Below are 20454 nucleotides of genomic sequence, written 5' to 3'. Positions count from 1 at the left end.
GCCAGGGGGCACCTTAGCGCACCAGGGTCACCACAAAGGAGAGGATGATCAGCAAGCCGATCACCCCGAAGATGATCTGCTGCCGGCGCATGGCCCGCTCGCGGGCCGTCATGCGGGGCTTGGTCTGCTTTTGCGGGTTACGCTTCTTGGCTTTCTTCTTGGCCATGCCGTCCTCCTAACGAAAAAGTTGAGATAAGACATCTTGCAGTTCTTCCAGCGTCACCGGCTTCGTCAAATACCCATTGGCACCCAACTGCAACAGGCGCGCCTGTTCGGTTTCAGCGAATTCGGAAGTCAACATGACCACAGGGATGTTCTGCCAGCGCTGACGACTGCGGATGAATTCCAGCAGGTCATCGCCGCCCACCTCGGGCATGTTGAGATCGAGCAGGACCAGATCCGGGCGTTCCCCGGCCAACAAGGCTTTAGCTGCGCTGCGGGCATCGAAAAAGGCGCGAGGCGCGTAGCCCAACAAGCGCAGCATCAACCCCATAGCCTCGCACATCTCACGGTCGTCGTCGACCACCCAAGCCGTCGCCATGATGCTCACTCCAAAGCCTGCTTGATCTGGCGGGCCAACGCCTGGGAAATACCCCGCACCTGGGCCAACTCCTCAACGGAGGCTTGACGGATGGCTTCCAGGGAGCCGAAACGGGCCAGCAACGCCTGCCGCCGTTTAGGCCCCACGCCGGGTACCTCCTCCAACAACGAACGCAGGTTTTGCCGCTGCCGCCGGGCACGATGCCCGGCCACGGCGAAGCGATGGGCCTCATCCCGCACCCGCTGGAGCAGAAAGAGGCCCGCGTGATCGCGCGGCAACTTCAACGGCGCAGGACGAGCGGGGAGGAACACTTCCTCTTCGCGCTTGGCTAAGGATACCACAGCCACACGCTCCTGCAAACCAAAACGTTCCAGCACCTGCACCGCGCGCGCCAACTGGCCTTTGCCACCGTCGATGAGCAACAAATCGGGCAACCGGCCAAAAGCAGGGTCGGGGTTTGCCCCCGGCGCCCCTGCCCTGGCCTGGGCGCCCTGCCAGCGGCGGAAGCGCCGGGTGAGCACCTCTTCCATGCTGGCGAAATCGTCGGGGTGACCCACCACCGAGCGGATATTGAACCGCCGGTACAACCGCTTGTTGGGCACGCCCTGTTCAAACACCACCATGCTGCCCACGATGGCCGTGCCCTGCAGGTTGGAGATATCGTAGCCCTCGATGCGATTGGGCGGGCGCTCCAGGTCCAGAGCCTCCTGCAGGGCCGCCAGGGCCTCGGTCTGGCGGTGCTTTTCCGCCTCCCAGCGGGCCCGGAGCACGCGCAGAGTCTCGGCGGCGTTCTGAGCGGCCAACGCCACCAGGGCCTGCTGCTCCTCGTCCTGGGGGACCACGATTTCCACCCGCTCGCCGCGCCCCCGCTGCCGCAGCCATTGGGTGATCAGGCGCGCCTCCTCCACCTCGTGCGGCAACAGCACCTGGCGCGGCAGGGCAGCATGGGACTCGTAAAACTGTTTGAGGAAGTCGGCCAACACCTCTTCATCCGGAACCCCCTCCGTGTTCTCCAGCACGAAGTGTTCATGGCCGATCAACTTGCCGCCGCGGATGAAAAACACCTGCACCACCGCTTCGCCATCGTCCCGCGCCAGGGCCAGCACATCGGAGTCCAGCATCTTTTGCGAGACCACCCGCTGTTTCTGGACCACCTCCCGGATAGCGCGGATTTGATCCCGGAGCCGGGCCGCCCGCTCAAAACCCAGCACGGCTGCGGCCTCCCGCATCTCGGTTTCCAGACGCCGGATCACCGGCTCGGTGCGCCCTTCCAGAAACTGACACAAATGCTCGATCATCTGGCGGTAATCTTCCTGGGAGATGGCCCCGATACAGGGGGCAGCGCACAGCCCCAGGTCGTAATACAGACACGCCCGCTCATCTTGGCCGGTAATGGTGCGGTTGCAGGTGAGGTAGGGGAAAATGCGCCGCAGCACATCCAGAGTTTGATGCACCGCCCATACCGAGGTGTACGGGCCGTAATAACGGGAGCCATCTTTGACCGGCTGCCGGGTGACGCTCACCTTGGGGAAGGGGTCGGCCCAGTGCACCTTGATGTAGGGGTACCGCTTGTCGTCCTTGAGGCGCACATTGTAACGCGGCCGATGCCGCTTGATGAGTTGCATTTCCAGGATGAGGGCTTCCAACTCACTGCCGACCACAATCCACTCTAGGTCGGCGATGCGTTGCACCAGCCGCCGGGTTTTCGGGTGCTGTTGGGCCGAAGCATGGAAATAGGAACGCACCCGGTTGCGTAGGTTGACCGCCTTGCCCACGTAAATCACTTCCCCCTGCTCGTCTTTGAACAGATAGCAACCGGGTCGTTCAGGGAGCGCGTTCAGCAGTTGCTGAAGGTGCGTTGGCAGGGAATCCTTCGTGCGCGCCATAGCGGGGTAATTGTATCAAATCCTGCCTCCCCCGGAGCGGCCCTCATCTTCGCCCCAGCCACCGTCGGCCCACCAGCAACGCCAGCAACACCCCCAACAGCACGCCTTCCATCACGCGCCACGGCGAAACCGGCGCCGCCCTTGCAGGGGATCGCCCGCCGACCGGTTCGGGCGTGGGCGTGGGCATCGGTGTTGGCGTGTTGGGCCTTGTTTTGGCACCCTGCGGCGCCTCGGAGGCGGTGGCCTGGCCCTCGGCCGCAGCCATGCCCAGAGCCTGTTCCTCCCTGGGGGCCGGGGCCAGGGCTTCCACCGAAGGCGTCGGAGCGGGGGCCATTTCTGGCGGCGCGGCGGCCATCTTCAGCGTTCGCCCCAATCCCCAATCGGCTAGCACCACCAACGCCAGCAACAGCGCCGTCAGCGCCGTGGCCCAACGCCACCAGCCCGCCCACCACGGCGTGGGCGCCACCATCTCGGGACGCAGAGTGAAATTGCGCGGCACCCGCGGCGGCGGCAGATGACGCAGGGCAGCCCGCAAGGCCCGCAGTTCGGCCAGGGCCTGGCGCAACGCGGGGTCGTCCGCCAGGCGGGCCTCCAGCCGCGCCCGCTCACGGGGCAACAATTGCCCGTCCAGATAAGCCGACAAGGCTTCCCAATCTTTGGGGGAAGGTTCAGGCATGATGCTCATCGTCCTTTGGACGGTACAGGGCGGGCAAAAGTTCCGCAAAGGCGCCCAAACAGTCCCGCATCGCCCGACGCGCCCGGGCCAGACGGCTTTTCACCGTGCCTAACGGGACATCCAGACTGGCCGCGGCCTGGGCATAGTCCAGACCGTGCACATCCACCAGCAGCAACACAGTGCGCAACTTGGGCGGCAAACGACGAATGCAAGTCTCCAGCGCCTGTTGCACCTCACGGCGTTGGAGCATGGTTTCGGGCGAGGAGGCCGGGTTAGGGTCGGTCATCCAGGGCAAGGCGTCGGCTTCCGTTTCCTCGTCGGTGCCTTCCAGCGGCACTTGAGGCCGCCGCCCCCGCCGGCGTAACTCGTCATAGCAGGCGTTGGTGGCGATGCGCAGCAACCAGCCTCGAAATGACCCGCCGCGAAAGCCTTTCAGGTGTCGCCAGGCCGAGAGAAAGGCCTCCTGGGTCGCGTCGGCGGCCGCCTCCGGATCGCCCAACATCCGGTAGGCCAAAGCGTACACCTCCTCCTGGTATGCCAGCACCAGGCGGTTGAAGGCCTCCAGGTCACCCCGGCGGGCCGCCGTCAACAGGTCGGGTTCGTTGGGCAAGCGCATCTCCTCTATTATACGGCGAAAGCCCCGGCAAACGGGTATAATCAAAACCAGGAGGAACCATGGTGAGGATCAGGCGCGTCCGTGGGGTGGTGCTGTTCCTTTGGGTTCTGCTTGCGGCCATGGGGTGTATCCCGCAACCGACCCCCAAGGAATCTGCACTGCCCCCGGTGGTCATACTCCACCTGCAGGGAGCCGTGACCCCGGCTATGGCGCAATACCTGGACCGCGGGTTGCAGGAAGCCCAACGGCTGCAAGCCCAGGTCGTCATTCTGGAACTCGACACCCCCGGCGGCAGCGTGGAGACCATGCAGCACATAATCCAGGCCATCCGCAACAGCCCCATCCCCGTGGTGGTGTATGTGGCGCCACGCGGCGCTATGGCCGCCAGCGCCGGGACGCTGATCACCCTGGCCGGGCACCTGGCCGCCATGGCCCCCGAAACCACCATCGGCGCGGCCGCTCCTGTGGGGCTGCAGGGCGAAGATCTGGGCGACGCCCTGGCCCACAAGACGAAACAGGTTTTGCAGGCCCAGGCCCGCAGTCTGGCCCGGCGCCGCGGCGAGCGGGCCGTGCGCCTGGCCGAAGCAACCATCGCCCAGGCACGCGCCGTGTACGCCCGGGAAGCGCTGGACGCCGGGCTCATCGATGTCATCGCCCCCACCTTAGACGACCTGCTGCGCGAACTGGACGGGCGCACGGTGGAAACCACCGCCGGCACCGTGACCCTGCACACGGCCCAGGCCCCTTTGCGCCGCATCAATCCCACCCTGCTGGAAGACCTGCTGGCCTTGCTCACCAACCCCAACATCGTCTTTCTACTCCTGGCCATCGGTTTCCAAGCGCTCCTCATTGAACTCTCGCATCCCGGCGGTTGGGTGCCGGGGTTCGTGGGTGTCGTCAGCCTGACCCTGGCCGCCTACGGGCTGGGCGTGCTGGATGTGAACTGGTTTGGCCTGGTGCTCCTGCTGACCGCCTTTGTGCTCTTTGTGCTGGATGTGAAGGCGACCACCCATGGGGCCCTGACCGTGGCCGGCCTGCTCACTTTCGTCTTCGGCGCGCTGCTGCTGTTCCACGCGCCCATCCTCCCGGGCAGCCCTCCACCCACGCCGGGCATCCCTCCCCTCTCGCTGCCCCTGGTCATCGGTACTGCGCTTTTCTTCGCCGCGCTGAGCGTCGCAGTGGTCACCTTAGCGTTGCGGGCGCAAAAGCGGCCTGTGCGCACCGGTGAGGAGCAGGTAGAGAGGCTGATTGGCAAGGTGGGCTACACCCGCACCCCCATCCAGTCGGGCGGGCGCGGCACCGTGCAGGTGGGCGGCGAATTGTGGACGGCGGAACTGGTGCCCGACGCGCCGCCCTTGCCCTCCGGTGCGCCGGTTGAAGTGGTGCGCGTGGAAAAGATGCACCTTATCGTGCAGCCGGCAAGGCAAAGAGAATAAGCGTGTTCCATCCCAATATCCGCGTTTATCCGCTCCAACCATGTTCATCCGCGTCCTTATCGCCCCGGCGGTTGAAACCGCGGGCCACGGTTTGTGAAGTTCCGCCTGTGCGGACTTCCAAATCGCCATGGAGCGGCCTGACAGGCAAGGCTTGCAGGGAAAAGCAAGCGGAACAGCACACCCTGCCGCTCCGAACCACAGACGGGCATAAAACTGCCCGCATCCCTTTTTGCATTGGAGTCACCTGAATGCCCCTTTCCCCTTCCCCCCGCTGGCACATTGCCCCTCCGCCTCCTCCTGAAGCCGAGGAGGCGTTGCATCGCTTCCCGCCGGTGCTGCGTACGCTGCTTTACAACCGCGGCCACACCACCTACACCACCGCCCGCGCCTTCCTGGAGGCCGCCCCGCCCCCTGGCAGCGAAGACCCTTTCGCCATGCGGGGCATGGAAGCCGCCGTGGAGCGCCTGAGCCACGCCATCCGTCACAACGAGCCCATCGCGGTGTACGGCGATTACGATGTGGATGGGGTGACGGCCACCGCCCTGCTGGTGGAAGCGCTGCAGGCCCTGGGCGCTCAGGTGCAGCCCTACATCCCTAACCGTTTCGATGAGGGCTACGGCCTGAACAACGAGGCCCTGAGCGCCCTCCACGATGCCGGCGTCCGAGTGGTGGTGACAGTGGACTGCGGCATTCGTTCGCTGGACGAAGTGGCCCACGCCCGCGGCCTGGGGATGGACCTCATCGTGACCGACCACCATGTGCCGGGCGGCGAACTTCCCCTGGCCACGGCGGTGATCAACCCCAAGCAGCCGGGCGACGCGTACCCCGAAAAAGACCTGGCCGGGGTGGGGCTGGCCTACAAACTGGCCCAAGCCCTGGTCCGCCGCCTGCGCCCCCAGGCGGCGGAGGCCGTGCAGAAGCACCTGGACCTGGTGGCCTTAGGCACCGTGGCCGACCTGGCCCCCCTGGTGAGCGAAAACCGTCACCTGGTGCGTAGCGGGCTGCACCGCCTGCGGCAAGCGCAGCGACAGGGGATTTACTCGCTCATCCGCGTGGCCGGCCTGCAGCCCCAGCGGCTCACCGCCGCCCACATTGGCTTTATGTTGGGGCCACGGCTCAACGCCGCCGGGCGCTTAGAATCGGCCCTGGCGGCGTTGAACCTGCTACTGGCCCGCAGCCCGGCCGAGGCCGGTCCCCTGGCCCTGCAACTGGACCGCCAGAACCGTGAACGGCAACGGCTGACCAAAGAGGTGGAGCAGGCGGCGGAGCGGCTGGCCCTCGGCGAGGGCGACGAAGTCCCTTGGCTGCTCTTCGCCGCCCATCCCGGGTTCAACCCCGGCGTGGTGGGGCTGGCTGCTTCACGCCTGGTGGAGCGCTACTACCGGCCGGCCATCGTGGCGCAACAGGGCCCGGAGTTCACCCGAGGGTCGTGCCGCAGCATCCCCGAATTTCACATCACCCAGGCGCTGGAACAGTGCGCCGACCTGCTGACCCACTACGGCGGCCACGCTGCGGCGGCAGGATTCACCGTGCTCAACGAACACTTGCCCGAATTCGTCGCCCGGATGCAAGCCATCGCCGCCGAGCAACTGGGCGCGTTGGACCTGCGGCCCACGCTGAAGGCCGACGCCGAGGTGCGGCTGAGCGACCTGACGCCCGAATTGCTCAGCCATCTGCGCTGGCTGGAGCCCACAGGCTTCGGCAACCCGCGCCCCCGCTTTGTCGTCCGGGGAGCACGGGTGCTCAGCGCCCGCGCCGTGGGCAGCGACGGCAACCACCTCAAACTCATCCTCAGCGACGGCACCACCCGCCACGAGGCCATCGCCTTCCGTCAGGGGCACTGGTTGGACCATTTGCCCCCCGAGGTGGACATTCTTTTCACTTTTGAATGGAACGAATACAACGGCCGGCGAACCCCCCAGTTGAACATCAAGGACATTCGACCCAGCGAATAAACGAAGAGGCAGGCCATTGAGAGGCCTGCCTTTTTTTGTTTAATCCACGAAGCGGTACTTGAACAGCGTCCACAACGCAATAAAGCCATCTCTGGCCTTGATTTTCTTGCCCTCGGTGTAATCCCGTGGATTGAAGGCAATGGGCACCTCGAAGATGCGATACCCCCGTTTGAGCACCTTAGCCGTAAACTCCGGCTCGAACTCGAACCCGCGCGCGTGCAAGGGCATGTCTTCAATCACCTCGCGCTTGAACACCTTGTAACCGGTTTCCATATCAGAAAGGATGGTATTGAAGAGCAGGTTGGTGATCAGGGTGAGGATTTTGTTGGCCACCATGTTCCAGAATAGAATGGGACGCCGGGGTGCGCCCAGGAACCGGGAGCCGTACACCACATCGGCCTTGCCCTCAAAAATCGGCTGCAGCAGGAAGGGGTAATGGCGCGGGTCGTACTCCAAATCGGCGTCCTGGATAATGAAAATGTCGCCGGTGGCATGCTGGAAAGCGGTGCGCAGGGCCGCGCCCTTGCCCTGGTTGCGCTCGTGGTAAACGATTTGCAGCCCGGGGATGCTGCCCTCCAGTTGGGCCAGGATCTCGCGCGTGCGGTCGGTGGAGCCGTCGTCCACCACGACGATTTCGTCAGGAACCCCGGTGGCCGCCACTTCGCGCAGGATTTCGGCTACGGTCTCCTCTTCGTTGTAAACGGGGATCAACACCGATATGCGTCCGTTTTTCTCCATCAATGACCTCACACCTGAAAAATAACGGCGTCAGCGGGGCCACGCCGTGGAACGCAGGGATTATACCAAAGCCTCACCCGCCCAGGGGGCCAGTTGCCTGCCAAGCCGCGCCAGCGCCTCCTCACTCGCCGCAGCCAGCAGAGGAAAGGCCCGGCTGGCGTAATCCTCGCCGGGATGCAGGGGGAAGGGCTCCCCGGCCCGGGCTTCGCCCCAGGGCCGCCACAGGCCCCCTGCCTCGCGCACGATGAGCCACACGGCGGCCAGATCCCACACCTTGGGCGAAGCATGCAACGCGGCCACCGTTTGCCCGGCAGCCACGCTGAGAAAGTCGTAGGTGGCGCAACCGGAGATACGCGCCTTCCAGGGGGGCAGCACGCGCACACGCCGCGCCGTGCGCGAACACAGTGCCACCAAGGCCCCACCGCCGGGCTGGGTCGTCCGTTGCACCGTGATGCGGCGCTTCCCCATCCAGGCGCCGCCGCGGGTGGCCGTAACCGTCAGGCCCAGGGTGGGGTAGTGCAGCACCCCGGCCACGGGCCAGCCTTCCACCACATAGGCCACGCTCACCCCCCAAATCGGCCAGCCCACGGCAAAGTTCGTGGTGCCGTCCAGGGGATCCACCACCCAACCGGCGGGCGCAGCGGCGGGCCAGCGGGTGGCGCCCTCCTCGCTGAGCACGGGCAAACCGGGAAAAGCCGCCCGCAATCCCTCCACCAGCCGGCGATCGGCCTCGCGGTCCGCCTCGGTGACCAGGGTGGTGTCGGCCTTTTGGCGGGCGGTGCGCTCCCCGGCGACGAAGCGCGCCAGCAAGACACGCCCCACCTCCTCGGTCAGCGGGCGGGCCACAGCCAGGGCCTTTTCAGGCGTGGGATGGGGGAGCGTCATCCTTCCACATCCGGTAAGAAGGGAAGGGCGAGCAGGGCGAGCAGCGAGGCCCCGGCGCTCAGGACAAAGGCCCAGCGCAACCCCATCAGGTCGGCCAGCGCCCCGATGGTGGTCACGGAAAGGGGACGCATGAGAAAACTCAGCCCCAAATACGCGCCGTTGGCCGTGGCGCGGTGCCGGGGGGCGTGATCCTGCACCAGGGCCAGCATCACTGGCTGCACCGAAAGGGCCGCAAAACCCACCACCGGCAGCCAAGCCAGGCGCAGCATGCCTGGGGTGAACAGAAAGCCGAGCAAAGCCCCCGTGGCCACGCCCACGGCCCCCACGATGGCGAGAGGGCGACCCACCCGGTCACTCCACGGCCCCACGATCAAGGCTCCCGCCACGCCGGGCAATTCGTAAAGCAAGGCATAACCTACGCCGCCCATCACCTTGGAAAACCCCGTCTGGCTCAGATAGGTGGGCAGGAAGGTTTGCATGGAGCCCAGCAGCAGGCTGCGTCCAATCACCAGCACGATGAGCGGCAAAGCCAGGCGACGCAACACAGGCCACAACTCGCTCACCGGGCGGCTGGGCATGTTCACAGGCAAACGGCGCACCTGCCAAAAAAGGAGCAACGACGCCCCCCACCCCAGAACCAGCAAGCGCGGCAATCCTTCCAGCCCCCACAGCCCGACGGCCCACACGGCCAGCAAGGGGCCCACCACCCGGCCCATCTCGCCGCCCGCCATGAAGAAACTCATCCCCCGGCCAGCCTGCCTGGGCGCCAGGTGGGCCACCAACGCCGGCGCAGGCGCATGGAAGGCGGCCACGCTGAACCCCGTGACCAACAACAACGCCGCCAGGGCCACGTAGTTGGGCATCACCCCCAGCAACACCATGCCTGTGGCCGTCACAGCCGGGGCCAGGGAGACAAAATAACGCAGCGCCAGGCGATCGCTCAGGTAGCCGATGAAGGGGTTGAGCGCCGAAGGAGCCTGAATGAACGCCGTCAGGCTCCCCGCCTGGGCGTAACTCAGGTCAAACTTTTCAATGAGCCAGGGCAACAAAGGGCCCAGAAAGGCCGAAAAGGTGTCGTGGATGAAGTGACCAAAGGACACAACGAACACTTTGAAGAAAGGGAAAATCCCTACCCCAGAGGCCGTCTTGACGGCTGGCTTCATAGAGCACCTCGATGTGCGTGACTTCGTGTATTCGTACTTCGTGGGTCGTCTTCGAGGATACCCACCTCACCCCCCTGCGCCGCTCCCCCCTCTCCTCCCCTTAGGAAGGGAAGGAGAGGGGGGTACAGGGGGAGTGGTGGGGCTCGCTATCCCGGCCAGAACCCAGGGGACAGGCCATCCCAGGGGATCAGTCCGCGCCCACCAGGTCGGCGTAATCCTCCTCCAACGCCGCCTCGGCCTGGACGCCTAGGGTGGTCAACAATTCGGCCACCAGTTGCGCCTTCTTCTCGGCGTCGCGGCGGGCCCAGGTGCGGGCCTTGATCTCGATGAAATCACCCAGCGGAGGTTGAAGGAGGTGGTCCAGGTTGATGTAGAACTCCGTGTCGCGGAAGGCTACCTTCCAGCGCAGGCGGTCCTTCTCCACGGTAAACTCGCGCACCGGCTTGAAGTACTCCCGATAGAAGCGCAGACTGTGGGTGGCCTGGGCCAGGTAGCGGCTGCGATTGAGCACCACGGCGTGGGGGAAGGTGCGCTCGTGGGCCGGGCCGATGAGGGTGAGGCGATAACGCACCCGCTCCACCGAGCCATCGGGAGCGATGAACTCGTCCTCGCGGTAGCGCAACCGCCCTTCGGCCGGGTCGGCGAACTCGAAGTAGGTGTCGTACTGGCGGTAGTGGCGACTGTAGAGGATGCGTAGGTCGGGATGCTCCAAAATGGCGTGCCGCACGGCCTCCCGATCGGCCACGCGCACCTTGACCTGCACTTCGAAACTCTCCTCTTCGGTGGCGCTTTCGATGGCCACCAGTTTGGAAAGCACCGACTGCTCGCGGCGGATGAGGAAGGCGTCGATACGGCGGGCGTACTCGGCCGCCTGGGCCAACAGGTCCTCCTCATTCACGGTGAGCAGTTGGCGCTCGCGCATCAGCCAGCGCCCGTTGACCATCACATCGGTGACATCAGTGGATTTGGCGGCGTAGATGAGTTGGGCGTAAGGCGCGTTGGGGTCGTGGCGGAAGTGAGGGCTGTTGTGCACCGGAGAGATATCCACCAAAATCAGGTCGGCCCGCTTGCCCGGCTCCAAGGAGCCCACCAGGTGATCGATGTGCAGGGCTTCAGCGCCCATGCGGGTGGCCATGAGCAGGGCCGTGGAAGCCGGCAGGGCCGTGGGGTCCCCCGTGGCGCCTTTGGCCAGAAGGGCGGCCAGGCGCACTTCCTCGAACATGTCCAGGTCGTTGTTGCTGGCCGTGCCGTCGGTGCCGATGCCCACCTTGACGCCCACCTCGAGCATCTTGGCTACCGGCGCAATACCCGAGGCCAGTTTGAGATTGGAGGTAGGGTTGTGCGCCACCCCGGCCGCGTTGTGCTCCAGCGTGTGCATCTCGCCCTCGTCGATGTGCACACAGTGCGCCGCGATCACCTTGGCCTCAAAAAGGCCCTGCTTCTTCACATAGGGGATCACCGGCATGCCCGTGGCCTGGCGCATCTCCTCGACCTCCTGGGCGGTCTCGGAAAGGTGGATGTGCAGGGGTACATCATAGCGCACAGCCAGATCCGTGCAGGCTTTGAGGATTTCCGGCGTGGTGGTGTAAGGGGCGTGAGGCGCCACCGCGGGGACGATGAGCGGGTGGCCCTTCCACTGGCGGATGAAGGCCTCGGCCCGTTCGAGGCCCTCCTCATAAGAGGCCGCATCCGGGGTGGGGAATTTGAGCACCGTCTGAGCGGCCACGGCTCGCAACCCGGCTTCGGCCGTGGCGCGGGCCACTTCTTCTTCAAAGTAGTACATGTCGGCGAAAGCCGTCACGCCGGAGCGGATGAGTTCAGCAGCAGCCAGCAAAGTGCCCAGGCGCACGAACTCCGGTGAGACGAACTCCCGTTCCACCGGCATCATGTAGCCCAACAGCCAGACATCCAGGCGCAGGTCGTCGGCCAGCCCCCGCAGCAGGGTCATCGGCACATGGGTGTGGGCGTTCACCAGGCCGGGGAGCAAGGCTTTGCCCCCACAGTCCAGGGTGTGCCGGGCCTGATAGGCAGCCGTGATCTCCGCCTCCGGGCCCATGGCCACAATGGTCTCGCCCTGCACGGCGACCGCGCCGGGTTCGTAGATGCGCATCTCAGTGTCCATGGTGAGGACCAGCGCGTTGGTCAACAACCAGTCTACCGATGATTTCATCGACAACCTCCTTCTTCTCAGCATGCCCCCTGACAAGTCGAATGGTCTTCCAAAAAGGCGAAAAGTCGGCCTCGCGTTGCCACCCTGATGGCGTGGTCATCAGGGTACCGGTGCTCTGCTGGTTGGTTGATTATACTGCATTCGTTCCCACCAGGGGGAAAACGAGGGAGGTGAAAAATGCAACATGCGGTATCCTTTTTCTATACAGTTGCCAACTCCCGCGTTTCTGGTACAATTTTCTTTAGAATGAAGACAAAGAAAAAACTGTTCCACACCGAGAGCGAGGTTCCCATGCGAACAGCCGAAACCATCCAAGCCATCGAGAAGCGCCTTCTGGAAACCCTGCAAGCCAGTGGGCTGCGCCTTACCGCGCAGCGACGGGTCATTTGTCGCTATCTGGCCACCAAAGAGACCCATCCCACGGCGCAACAGATTTACGAGGACCTGAAACCCTCTTTCCCTTCGCTTTCCCTGGCCACAGTCTACAACACCCTGGAGGCGTTGGTCGAACTGGGCGCGGTCCACGCCTTAGGCGACGCAGGCGACAACACCATGCACTACGACGCCGACATCGATCCCCATCTCAACCTGGCCTGCGTGCGATGCCACCGCATCGTCGATCTGCCTTTGGCGCAACTTTCCGCTCTGGAGGAGGAAGCCCAGCGCCTGACGGGGTACCGCATGTTGGGGGCCCGCATCATGTATTACGGTCTGTGCCCCGACTGCCAGCGGGAAACGGACACTCCCCATCCTGAGCCCATGACCTCACAGGCTCAGGAAACCCAAAACTAACCCACGTCCTCCTTCCCTCATCGCGAAAATCGGCCAACCTCAAGGCTTCAGCGACCCTTGAGGGCTGTTTCGCACGCCTCGTGGAACCCACCCCATTTTTCTCGAAAACCCGGTTGACGAACCTGAGCACATCGGGAGTGAAAGATGACGACCAAAACCCTGGAGAAAACGCCCGTCGCCCCACCACATCTGCGGTGTACCGATGTCCTTAGCGATGCCCTGCGCGGGCACGCAGGCATCCAGGAAGCCAAGTTAGACCTCCAGCAAGGCCGGCTGAAGATCGTCTACGACCCGCGGGTGATGGATCGGGGTCAGGCTCTGAGCGTGGTGCGCCGCGCCGGGGAAAAAGCCTGGGCCCAGGTGCAACGCTGCGCCCTGGCCAACACGCCGGCCTGCGCCGACTGCGCGGCCGACCTGGGCAAGGAACTCACCGCCCATTTTCAGGCCCTGGCCCAAGGGGCCTTCCAACCTGCGGCCACCTATCAGGACGGACAAATTGAAGTCCACATCGGTCCGCAAACCGACAGCGCCCGTGCCACGGCCGAGGTCACGATTGCCCCCTCTGCAGGGACCGAGGAACGCCTCCCCATCTGGGAGCGCTGGGGGCTGACGGGCATCCGCGCCCAGGCCATGTTCACCACAATCACCCTGATCACCCTTCTGCTGGCCGCCTTCGGCGCGCGGATCGGCCTGCCTGCCCGGAGCATCACCGCCCTGTACGTCGTGGCCTATGGCGCAGGGGGGTTGTTAGGCACCATCGAGGGCGTGGGCGCCCTCCGTCGCGGCGAATTCAATGTGGACCTGCTGATGATCCTGGCCGCTTTGGGGGCCGCCTTCATCGGGCAGCCCACCGAAGGCGCCATCCTGCTCTTCCTGTTTTCCCTTTCCAACACCTTGCAGGAATACGCCCTGGGGCGCAACCGCCAGGCCATCGAAAAACTACTCGAACTCCGCCCGCCCATCGCGCTGGTCAAAGAGGGCGCGGATTGGGTCGAGCGCCCCGTGGAAGCCCTGCGCCTGGAAGACATCGTCCTGGTGCGTCCTGGGGAACGCTTCCCCATCGACGGCGAGGTGGTGAGCGGTGAGACCGAAGTCGATCAATCGCCCATCACTGGCGAATCCGTGCCTGTGCCCAAGCGCCCTGGCGACCCCGTGTTCGCCGGCACGGTGAACACCACCGGTGCCGTGGAGGTGCGTGTCACCCACCTGGCCCAGGACACCACTCTGGCCAAAATCGTGCAACTGGTCGAAAAGGCTCAGGAAGCCAAGGCGCGCACCCAGCGCATGCTGGACGACTTCGAGCAGGTCTATGCCAAACTGGTGCTCTTGGGGGCCGTGCTCCTGGTGGTCGTGCCGGTGTTGGGCTTCCACACTCCCTTCGACCGCACTTTCTACCGGGCGATGACCTGGCTGGTGGTGGCCTCCCCGTGCGCCCTGGTCATCTCCACCCCGGCCAGCATCCTTTCGGCCATTGCCAACGGCGCGCGCCACGGCGTGCTCTTCAAAGGTGGGGCCTACCTGGAGCAGACGGCCCTGATCAAAGTGGTGGCCTTTGACAAAACCGGCACCCTGACCGAGGGGGAGCCCAAGGTGACTGGCCTGTACCCCTACGATGACGTTCGTGAAGACGCCTTCCTCCGCCAGGTGGCCGCCGTGGAAGCCCGCTCCGAACACCCCATCGCCCGCGCCATCGTTCACGAGGCACAGCAGCGCGGTCTGGAAGTGCCCGCGGCCGAGGACTTCCGCGCCCTGGTGGGCCAGGGGGTCGAGGGGTGGGTCGATGGGCACCTCCTCTGGATCGGCAACGAACGCCTGTTCGCCGAGCGCGATGTGGTGCTGCCCACCGCCCTGCGCGAACGGCTGCATCAACTGGAAGAGCAGGGCCAGACCGCCATGTTGGCTTACGACGCCACTGCCCAGACCTGGCTGGGTGTGGTGGCCGTGGCCGACACCATCCGCGCCGACGCGCCCCAGGTGGTGGTCCGGCTCAAGAAACTGGGCATTGAGCGGGTGGTCATGCTCACCGGGGACAACGAGCGGGTGGCCCAGGCCATCGCCCGCCAGGTCGACGTGGACGAAGCCTACGCCCGTCTGTTGCCCAAAGACAAGGTCACGGTGTTGGAGAGCCTCCGCCGGCGCTACGGCCCCACGGCCATGGTGGGCGACGGCGTGAACGACGCCCCGGCCCTGGCCACGGCCGATGTGGGCATCGCCATGGGGGGTGCCGGCACCGATGTGGCCTTAGAGACCGCCGATGTGGTGCTCATGGCCGACAACCTGAGCCACCTGCCCTACGCCATCGGCCTGGCCCGCCGCGCCCGGCGTGTGGTGTGGCAGAACCTTACCTTCTCGCTGGCCGTCATCGTGCTCCTGGTGGCCCTGGCCTTTGGCGCCGACCTGCCCCTGCCCCTGGGGGTTGTCGGCCACGAAGGCAGCACCGTGCTCGTGGTGCTCAACGGCCTGCGTTTGCTGGCCTACCGCGGCTAAGCCATGGGGCGGCCCGGCAGGGTCGCCCCCCTATAACATCCCCCTCAATGCAGCGACGAACCGTTCTACTTCCTCCTCGGTGTTGTAGTAGTGCACCGAGGCCCGCACCACCTCCCTAAGCGCCAATTCCCGAAAGAGTACCAGGCTCCCTGAGCCTCGGGATACCGAGACATGAATCCCCTGCCTTCGGAGCCGATCCCGGACCTCGGCGGCCGAACGCGCCCCGGGGACAAAGGTCACGATCCCGCTTTTCTGCGCGCCCACATCGGTCACCCGGACCCCCGGTACCTGCCGGAGCCGCTGGCGCAACATCTCACCTAGAGTGAACACCCACTCCCGGATGGCTTCCAATCCCCAGCGCATGGCATACGCCATGGCGGCTTCCAGGGCGACCTTGCCCGCCAGGTTCTGCTCCCAGGCCTCGCACCGCCGGGCGTCCGGACGGACCTGATACGTGGAGGGGGAGGTCAGGGTGGCCGCGTGCAAGTCGAGCATTGGGGGCTCTATGTGCGCCAGCAAATCCCGGCGCACATAGAGCAGTCCCGTACCTCGCGGCCCGCGCCGATATTTACGCCCCGTGGTGACCAGCATATCGCAGCCAATGGCCTGCACATCCACGGGGAGTTGGCCCACACTCTGGGTGGCGTCGAGCAAGAAGGGGATCCCATGGGCACGGGCGATCCGTCCCACCTCGTGCACCGGATTGACCAGCCCGTTGCCTGTGGGGATATGGGCCACGGCGATGAGACGGGTGCGCTCGTCGAGCAAGTCGTCCAGGGCGGCCACATCCACCTGCCCTGAGCCGTCGTTAGGGGCGAACACCACCTCCACCCCGTAACGCCGCGCCTGCTGCAAATAGGCAATCACCTGGCTTCCGTACTCGGCCAGACAGGTGACGATGCGCTCGCCGGGACGAAAGGCGAAAGCGTAAAACACCATCTGGAAAGCCCGCGTGGCGCTCTCGGCGAAGGCGATTTCATCGGGCGAGGCGTTGAGCAGGCGGGCAGCGGTGGTATAGAACCGCTCCAGGTCCTCGGCCCGGGCATCGGCGGCCTCGTAGCCCCCCAGGCGAGCCTCCAAATCCAGATAATCGTGGAGCGCTTCCAACACCGGCTGCGGCATGAGCGCCGCGCCAGCGTTGTTGAAGTGCACCACATGGGCGCAGCCGGGTGTCTCGGCACGGGCCTGAGCAACATCTATGGCCATGGGGATCCTGAACGAATGAGGATTGGCCAGGGCGGCTCAGGCGACCTCGGCGAGCAGGCGGTCCAGAAAAGCGTGCTCCTCCTCGAGGTGTCGCACTTCGCCGTCCAGCCAAGCGGCCCGCAGGCGACGCAAAATGCGCTTGTACACCGGCCCCGGAGGCAGGCCCAGGCGGCGCAAATCGTCGCCGGTAACGGTGGGGCACACATGCCGCCATTCCGCGGCAAAACGGGCCAACTTCTCGTGAAGGGGGTCCTCCTCCGGACAGGCCAGATAGAGAGCGTAGGAGGAGGTCAGCGGGTAGGTCTCACAGGTCATGGTGACCTTGCTGGGCCGCCCTGCACGCAGGGCCTCCCGTTGCGCCCACAGGGTGGCGGCGCCCACGGCAATGTCCAGCAAGCGTTTGGGGGCCAGGAGCCGCCTGAGGATGGCTTCCACTTCTTTGGGAGGCAGCACCATCAGCCAGAGGGTATACCCCAGCACGATGGGCAGGGGCATCCTGCGTGGTCGGGGCAGATCCCCCCAACTGTCCTCCGGGGGTGTGTGACGGCGCGCGAAGCGTCGGGCGGCCCCAGCATCCCAAAACAGGCGGGGGTGGATGGCCGAGAGCAGGCCCAATTGCCGCAGACGGTCCAGCATGGCCTCGGCCCGCTCCTCGCGAAACATGGCCTCCAATTCGTGGCGCACTCGGTCGCCGGAGACCCGGTCGAGCAAATCGCGGGCTTCCTGCAACAACTGGAGCGTGCGCGGCTCGATGGTAAAGCCAAAACGTTGCTCAAACCGCACGGCGCGCAACATGCGCGTGGGGTCGTCCACAAACGAGAGGGAGTGAAGCACGCGGATGACGCCCTTCCGCAGGTCGTCCAGGCCGCCCCAGTAGTCGTGCACCTCGCCGTAGTGCCGCCCGTCTAGGCGAATGGCCAAGGTGTTGATGGTGAAGTCGCGGCGGTGCAAATCCAACTTGATGGAACCCTTGGCCACGGTGGGCAAGGCCGTGGGGTGGGCGTAGAACTCGGTCCGGGCGGTGACCAGATCCAGGGCCGCGGGCAGGTCAGCAGGGTCCAGAGAGGTGGGCCGAACTCCCGCGGGCAGGTATTCCTCCAGGGCCTGGGCCAAATCCTCCCGGATGTCCTCCAGATGCCACTTGGCCGTCCCAAAGCGACGATGGGTGGTCAACCGTCCCCCGAAGCGCTTCTGCAGGGCGCGGCCCAGCGCGATGGCGTTGCCCTCCACCACCAGGTCGAAATCAGGGCTGGGGCGCTCCAGGAGCAAATCGCGGACAAAGCCCCCCACGATGTAAAGGGCGAAATGCTGCGCTTCTGCCAGCGCGGCCACAGCGCGCAACAGGGCCAGGCGGGCAGGCGGCAGGCTGGCTTCCAGACGAGCGGCCAGGTTGAGGCGCCCCGGCAGACGGGGGCGCGGCGCCAGGGTCTTGATGAGGTCGGTACGGGTAACGATGCCGATGATGCGCCCCGTCTCGTCCACCACGGGCACCTGCCCCCAGCCGGTGTCGGTCATGATTTGCTGGAGGGTTTCGATGGAATCTTCGGGCCGCACGGTCACGCTGCCGGCCTCCATCAAGCGGCGGGCAGGGAGGTTGAGGCCATGGGCCAAAGCACGGTCCACGGCGCGGCGGGTGAGCAAACCGGTCACCTTGCCATCCTGCACCACGGGGTAGCCCTCGTAGCCAAAGGTCTGCATGAGGTGGGCGGCTTCTCTGGCCGGGGTATCGGGGGCGAGCACCTGAGGCCCCCGGGACATGATCTGCCCCACGGTGAGGCCCGGGCGTACATAGCGCGGGATGACCTCCCAAAGTTGCCGGCGCACAGCCTCCAGGTCACGGGACTTGACCAGGGCTGCCGCCGCGCGAGGGTGCCCGCCTCCGCCGAAATGACGCGCCACGCTGCCCACATCCACCCGTTCCGAAGTCGCCCGCCCCACCAACTGGATGCCCCCGGGCACCGTGACCAGGATGAACAACGCATCGGTTTCCAGGGTATCCCGCAGTTTGTGCGCCACAGAGGCCACTTCGTCGGTCAGGCCCTCCACCCGGGCGTGAGCCACAGCAACGGTGGCCCCTTGAAGGCGGCGTGCTTCGGTGTTGGCCAGCAGAATGTCGTAGAGCATACGCTGCTGCGGCGTCAGAGGCGGGAAAAGATAGTCGGCCAACAACTGCAAATCGGCGCCCCGTTCCAACAGGTAAGCCGCGGCGCGCACATCGCGCGGCGTGGTACTGGGATAGGTCAAAGACCCGGTGTCCTCGTAAATCCCCAACAACAACAGGGTGGCCTGCAGGGGCGTCAGGGCAACATCGCGCTCCTGGAGAGGGGCGAGGAGCAAAGTGACGGTCGCCCCGACCGGCTCCAGGTAGACCTGCCAGTGGGGTTTGAGGCGTGCTTTGGCCGCATGGTGGTCAATGACCCGCACCGGCACCTCGGGGGACATGTTGCGCAGGCTGGGCAGGGTCTGCGTATCCACCAGCAGCACCGCTTCGACCGGTTCGTCAGGCAGATCCTCGGCCGGATGTAGCGGCAATTCGGCCCCATAGAGGGTGAGAAAAGCCCGCACATTGCGGTTCACCCGTGGCGGAAGCACGGGAATGTACCGCTCATCCCCCAAGTGGGCGGCCAGCAAAGAGGCGATGGCGTCGAAATCGGCGTTGTCGTGGGTGAGGATCACGCGCATGAGACTCCAATCCGCTCAGGGTTGGGATTCGCGTAGCAGGGCCAGGGCGCCCAGGAGACCGGCGTCATCGCCCAGGCGGGCGGTGGTCATGGTGAGGCCATCCAGGTAAGCCGGCGTCATCACCGAGGCGTGAAGCGCCTCGCGTAGCGGGCGGAGGAACACCTCCCCGGCGCGAACGACGCCCCCGCCCAAAATGACGATGGTGGGGTTGAAAATGTGCAGATAGTCGGCGATGGCACGGCCCAGGAAATGCGCCGCGCGGGACAGCACGGCCTGGGCCAGGGCATCCCCCTGGTGAGCGGCCTCGGCCACCAGGGCAGCGGTGAGCGGGCGAGGCGCCCTGGCCAGCCGCGAAGGCACACCGCGGGCCAACTCCTCCTCGGCAGCACGGGCGATGGCCGTGCCGGAGGACACCGCCTCCAAATGCCCTCGTTGACCGCAGCCACAAAGCGGGCCATCGGGTAGCACCGTGATGTGGCCCAACTCGCCCGCCAATCCGGCAGCCCCCCGTAGCAGGCGATCCTCTACGATGACCCCGCCACCGATGCCCGTGCTGACGGTGAAGTAAAGCAGGTGGTGATGCCCCACGCCCGCTCCGTAGCGCCATTCGCCCAGGGCCGCCGCGTTGGCGTCGTTGTCCAGCACCACCGGCACGGCAAACCGCTCTTGCAGGAAACGCACCAGAGGGAAGTCGCGCCATTGCGGGATGTTGGGGGTGGCCAGGATCACCCCCCGGTAAGGGTCCAACGGCCCGGGCGAAGCCACGCCGATGCCCTGCACCGTGCCCTGGGAAGGCCACAGATCGCGCAGCAACGCCGCCAGGCGCTCATGGGGAGGCTGCTCCCCCTGCGTGGGGATATCGCCTCGCGCGACTTGTTGCCTGCGGCCGGCAGGGTACAAAGCCGCACGGATGTGCGTGCCGCCGATATCGACGGCCAGGTCATAGCACGCAAAAGAGCGGGTCATGGTCATAGGTATAGTATACCTGGTGTTCGAGACAAACGAACAGGGCTTCGTTGCCATTGACAAGACCAAGACCTCGCGGTATGCTTAGGGCGCTCCGGGTGGGTCCGGCGCGGCGAAGCCCTCCGAACCGGGTCAGGTCCGAGAGGAAGCAGCCCTAAGGAGGTGTCTTCGGGTGCCGCCGGGTTGCCTGCCCGGAGCGTTCTTTTTTCTCCGGTACGGTAGCACAAAAGAGCCCCCTTGTTGGGTTAAGGGGGC

The 20454-nt window shown here is 65.5% G+C and carries 16 protein-coding genes and 1 other RNA gene; 5 read left to right on the top strand and 12 right to left on the bottom strand.

Going from position 1 to position 20454, the window contains the following annotated elements:
* Positions 1 to 13: 13 nt before the first annotated feature.
* The 5 genes from G4O04_02395 to G4O04_02375 are packed head-to-tail and all read right to left on the bottom strand — an operon-like array spanning position 14 to position 3719.
* Positions 14 to 166, bottom strand: a complete 153-nt coding sequence (locus G4O04_02395; protein HEY57386.1) for a hypothetical protein — start codon at positions 164 to 166, stop codon at positions 14 to 16.
* Between the two features lie 9 nt (positions 167 to 175).
* Complete coding sequence (locus G4O04_02390) at positions 176 to 541, bottom strand: response regulator (GenBank protein HEY57385.1); 366 nt, start codon at positions 539 to 541, stop codon at positions 176 to 178.
* Between the two features lie 5 nt (positions 542 to 546).
* The gene (gene uvrC, locus G4O04_02385) at positions 547 to 2427 is read right to left on the bottom strand and encodes an excinuclease ABC subunit UvrC (GenBank protein HEY57384.1); all 1881 of its coding nucleotides are present in this window, start codon (positions 2425 to 2427) and stop codon (positions 547 to 549) included.
* 43 nt (positions 2428 to 2470) lie between these two features.
* Entirely contained in the window at positions 2471 to 3103 is a 633-nt protein-coding gene (locus tag G4O04_02380) for a hypothetical protein (GenBank protein ID HEY57383.1), read from the bottom strand.
* Positions 3096 to 3719, bottom strand: a complete 624-nt coding sequence (locus tag G4O04_02375; GenBank protein HEY57382.1) for a sigma-70 family RNA polymerase sigma factor — start codon at positions 3717 to 3719, stop codon at positions 3096 to 3098. The genes G4O04_02380 and G4O04_02375 overlap by 8 nt, the downstream gene beginning before the upstream one ends.
* Positions 3720 to 3778: 59 nt before the next feature.
* Here G4O04_02375 and G4O04_02370 point away from each other — a divergent pair, with 59 nt between their 5' ends.
* Positions 3779 to 5155, top strand: coding sequence for a nodulation protein NfeD (locus G4O04_02370; GenBank protein ID HEY57381.1), 1377 nt, complete (start codon positions 3779 to 3781; stop codon positions 5153 to 5155).
* 248 nt (positions 5156 to 5403) lie between these two features.
* Positions 5404 to 7110 (top strand): single-stranded-DNA-specific exonuclease RecJ, encoded by a 1707-nt coding sequence (gene recJ, locus G4O04_02365; GenBank protein ID HEY57380.1) that lies wholly within the window; start codon positions 5404 to 5406, stop codon positions 7108 to 7110.
* 39 nt (positions 7111 to 7149) lie between these two features.
* On the opposite strand, the gene G4O04_02360 is transcribed toward recJ, so the two are convergent.
* The 4 genes from G4O04_02360 to G4O04_02345 form a co-directional block, all read right to left on the bottom strand.
* Complete coding sequence (locus tag G4O04_02360) at positions 7150 to 7848, bottom strand: glycosyltransferase family 2 protein (GenBank protein HEY57379.1); 699 nt, start codon at positions 7846 to 7848, stop codon at positions 7150 to 7152.
* Positions 7849 to 7908: 60 nt separating this feature from the next.
* Positions 7909 to 8733: an inositol phosphatase gene (locus G4O04_02355; GenBank protein ID HEY57378.1), complete on the bottom strand. Its 825-nt coding sequence runs from the start codon at positions 8731 to 8733 to the stop codon at positions 7909 to 7911.
* Complete coding sequence (locus G4O04_02350) at positions 8730 to 9896, bottom strand: MFS transporter (GenBank protein HEY57377.1); 1167 nt, start codon at positions 9894 to 9896, stop codon at positions 8730 to 8732. Before G4O04_02350 ends, G4O04_02355 begins: the two co-directional genes overlap by 4 nt.
* A gap of 187 nt (positions 9897 to 10083) precedes the next feature.
* Positions 10084 to 12066, bottom strand: a complete 1983-nt coding sequence (locus tag G4O04_02345; protein HEY57376.1) for an amidohydrolase family protein — start codon at positions 12064 to 12066, stop codon at positions 10084 to 10086.
* 291 nt (positions 12067 to 12357) lie between these two features.
* On the opposite strand from G4O04_02345, the gene G4O04_02340 reads away from it, so the two are divergent.
* On the top strand, positions 12358 to 12858 hold the full coding sequence (locus G4O04_02340) for a transcriptional repressor (GenBank protein HEY57375.1): 501 nt from the start codon (positions 12358 to 12360) through the stop codon (positions 12856 to 12858).
* Positions 12859 to 13488: 630 nt separating this feature from the next.
* A complete protein-coding gene (cadA, locus tag G4O04_02335; GenBank protein HEY57374.1) occupies positions 13489 to 15345 on the top strand; it encodes a cadmium-translocating P-type ATPase in 1857 nt (618 codons plus the stop codon).
* Between the two features lie 30 nt (positions 15346 to 15375).
* On the opposite strand, the gene G4O04_02330 is transcribed toward cadA, so the two are convergent.
* From G4O04_02330 to G4O04_02320, 3 genes are read right to left on the bottom strand one after another with little or no spacing between them, the layout of a single operon-like run.
* Positions 15376 to 16551 carry an aminotransferase class V-fold PLP-dependent enzyme gene (locus tag G4O04_02330; protein HEY57373.1) on the bottom strand — a complete coding sequence of 392 codons (1176 nt, stop codon included), beginning with the start codon at positions 16549 to 16551 and terminating at the stop codon, positions 15376 to 15378.
* A 36-nt stretch (positions 16552 to 16587) separates the two neighbouring features.
* The gene (locus tag G4O04_02325; protein HEY57372.1) at positions 16588 to 19233 is read right to left on the bottom strand and encodes a CBS domain-containing protein; all 2646 of its coding nucleotides are present in this window, start codon (positions 19231 to 19233) and stop codon (positions 16588 to 16590) included.
* Between the two features lie 15 nt (positions 19234 to 19248).
* Entirely contained in the window at positions 19249 to 20199 is a 951-nt protein-coding gene (locus tag G4O04_02320; protein HEY57371.1) for an ROK family protein, read from the bottom strand.
* A gap of 96 nt (positions 20200 to 20295) precedes the next feature.
* Here G4O04_02320 and ffs point away from each other — a divergent pair.
* An RNA gene (gene ffs / locus G4O04_02315) (signal recognition particle sRNA small type) lies at positions 20296 to 20395 on the top strand.
* Positions 20396 to 20454 lie beyond the last annotated feature (59 nt).

Source organism: Anaerolineae bacterium, from assembly GCA_011176535.1.
Taxonomy (GTDB): Bacteria; Chloroflexota; Anaerolineae; order Anaerolineales; family DRMV01; genus DUEP01.
The sequence above is the reverse complement of the archived record's forward strand: the minus strand, read 5'-3'. Positions and strand labels throughout refer to the sequence as shown.

Bases quoted from the DNA above. Each gene is read 5' to 3' on its own strand.
- G4O04_02395 (HEY57386.1), bottom strand. From the start codon at position 166: ATGGCCAAGAAGAAAGCCAAGAAGCGTAACCCGCAAAAGCAGACCAAG.
- G4O04_02390 (HEY57385.1), bottom strand. From the start codon at position 541: ATGGCGACGGCTTGGGTGGTCGACGACGACCGTGAGATGTGCGAGGCT.
- uvrC (HEY57384.1), bottom strand. From the start codon at position 2,427: ATGGCGCGCACGAAGGATTCCCTGCCAACGCACCTTCAGCAACTGCTG.
- G4O04_02380 (HEY57383.1), bottom strand. From the start codon at position 3,103: ATGCCTGAACCTTCCCCCAAAGATTGGGAAGCCTTGTCGGCTTATCTG.
- G4O04_02375 (HEY57382.1), bottom strand. From the start codon at position 3,719: ATGCGCTTGCCCAACGAACCCGACCTGTTGACGGCGGCCCGCCGGGGT.
- G4O04_02370 (HEY57381.1), top strand. From the start codon at position 3,779: ATGGTGAGGATCAGGCGCGTCCGTGGGGTGGTGCTGTTCCTTTGGGTT.
- recJ (HEY57380.1), top strand. From the start codon at position 5,404: ATGCCCCTTTCCCCTTCCCCCCGCTGGCACATTGCCCCTCCGCCTCCT.
- G4O04_02360 (HEY57379.1), bottom strand. From the start codon at position 7,848: ATGGAGAAAAACGGACGCATATCGGTGTTGATCCCCGTTTACAACGAA.
- G4O04_02355 (HEY57378.1), bottom strand. From the start codon at position 8,733: ATGACGCTCCCCCATCCCACGCCTGAAAAGGCCCTGGCTGTGGCCCGC.
- G4O04_02350 (HEY57377.1), bottom strand. From the start codon at position 9,896: ATGAAGCCAGCCGTCAAGACGGCCTCTGGGGTAGGGATTTTCCCTTTC.
- G4O04_02345 (HEY57376.1), bottom strand. From the start codon at position 12,066: ATGAAATCATCGGTAGACTGGTTGTTGACCAACGCGCTGGTCCTCACC.
- G4O04_02340 (HEY57375.1), top strand. From the start codon at position 12,358: ATGCGAACAGCCGAAACCATCCAAGCCATCGAGAAGCGCCTTCTGGAA.
- cadA (HEY57374.1), top strand. From the start codon at position 13,489: ATGTTCACCACAATCACCCTGATCACCCTTCTGCTGGCCGCCTTCGGC.
- G4O04_02330 (HEY57373.1), bottom strand. From the start codon at position 16,551: ATGGCCATAGATGTTGCTCAGGCCCGTGCCGAGACACCCGGCTGCGCC.
- G4O04_02325 (HEY57372.1), bottom strand. From the start codon at position 19,233: ATGCGCGTGATCCTCACCCACGACAACGCCGATTTCGACGCCATCGCC.
- G4O04_02320 (HEY57371.1), bottom strand. From the start codon at position 20,199: ATGACCCGCTCTTTTGCGTGCTATGACCTGGCCGTCGATATCGGCGGC.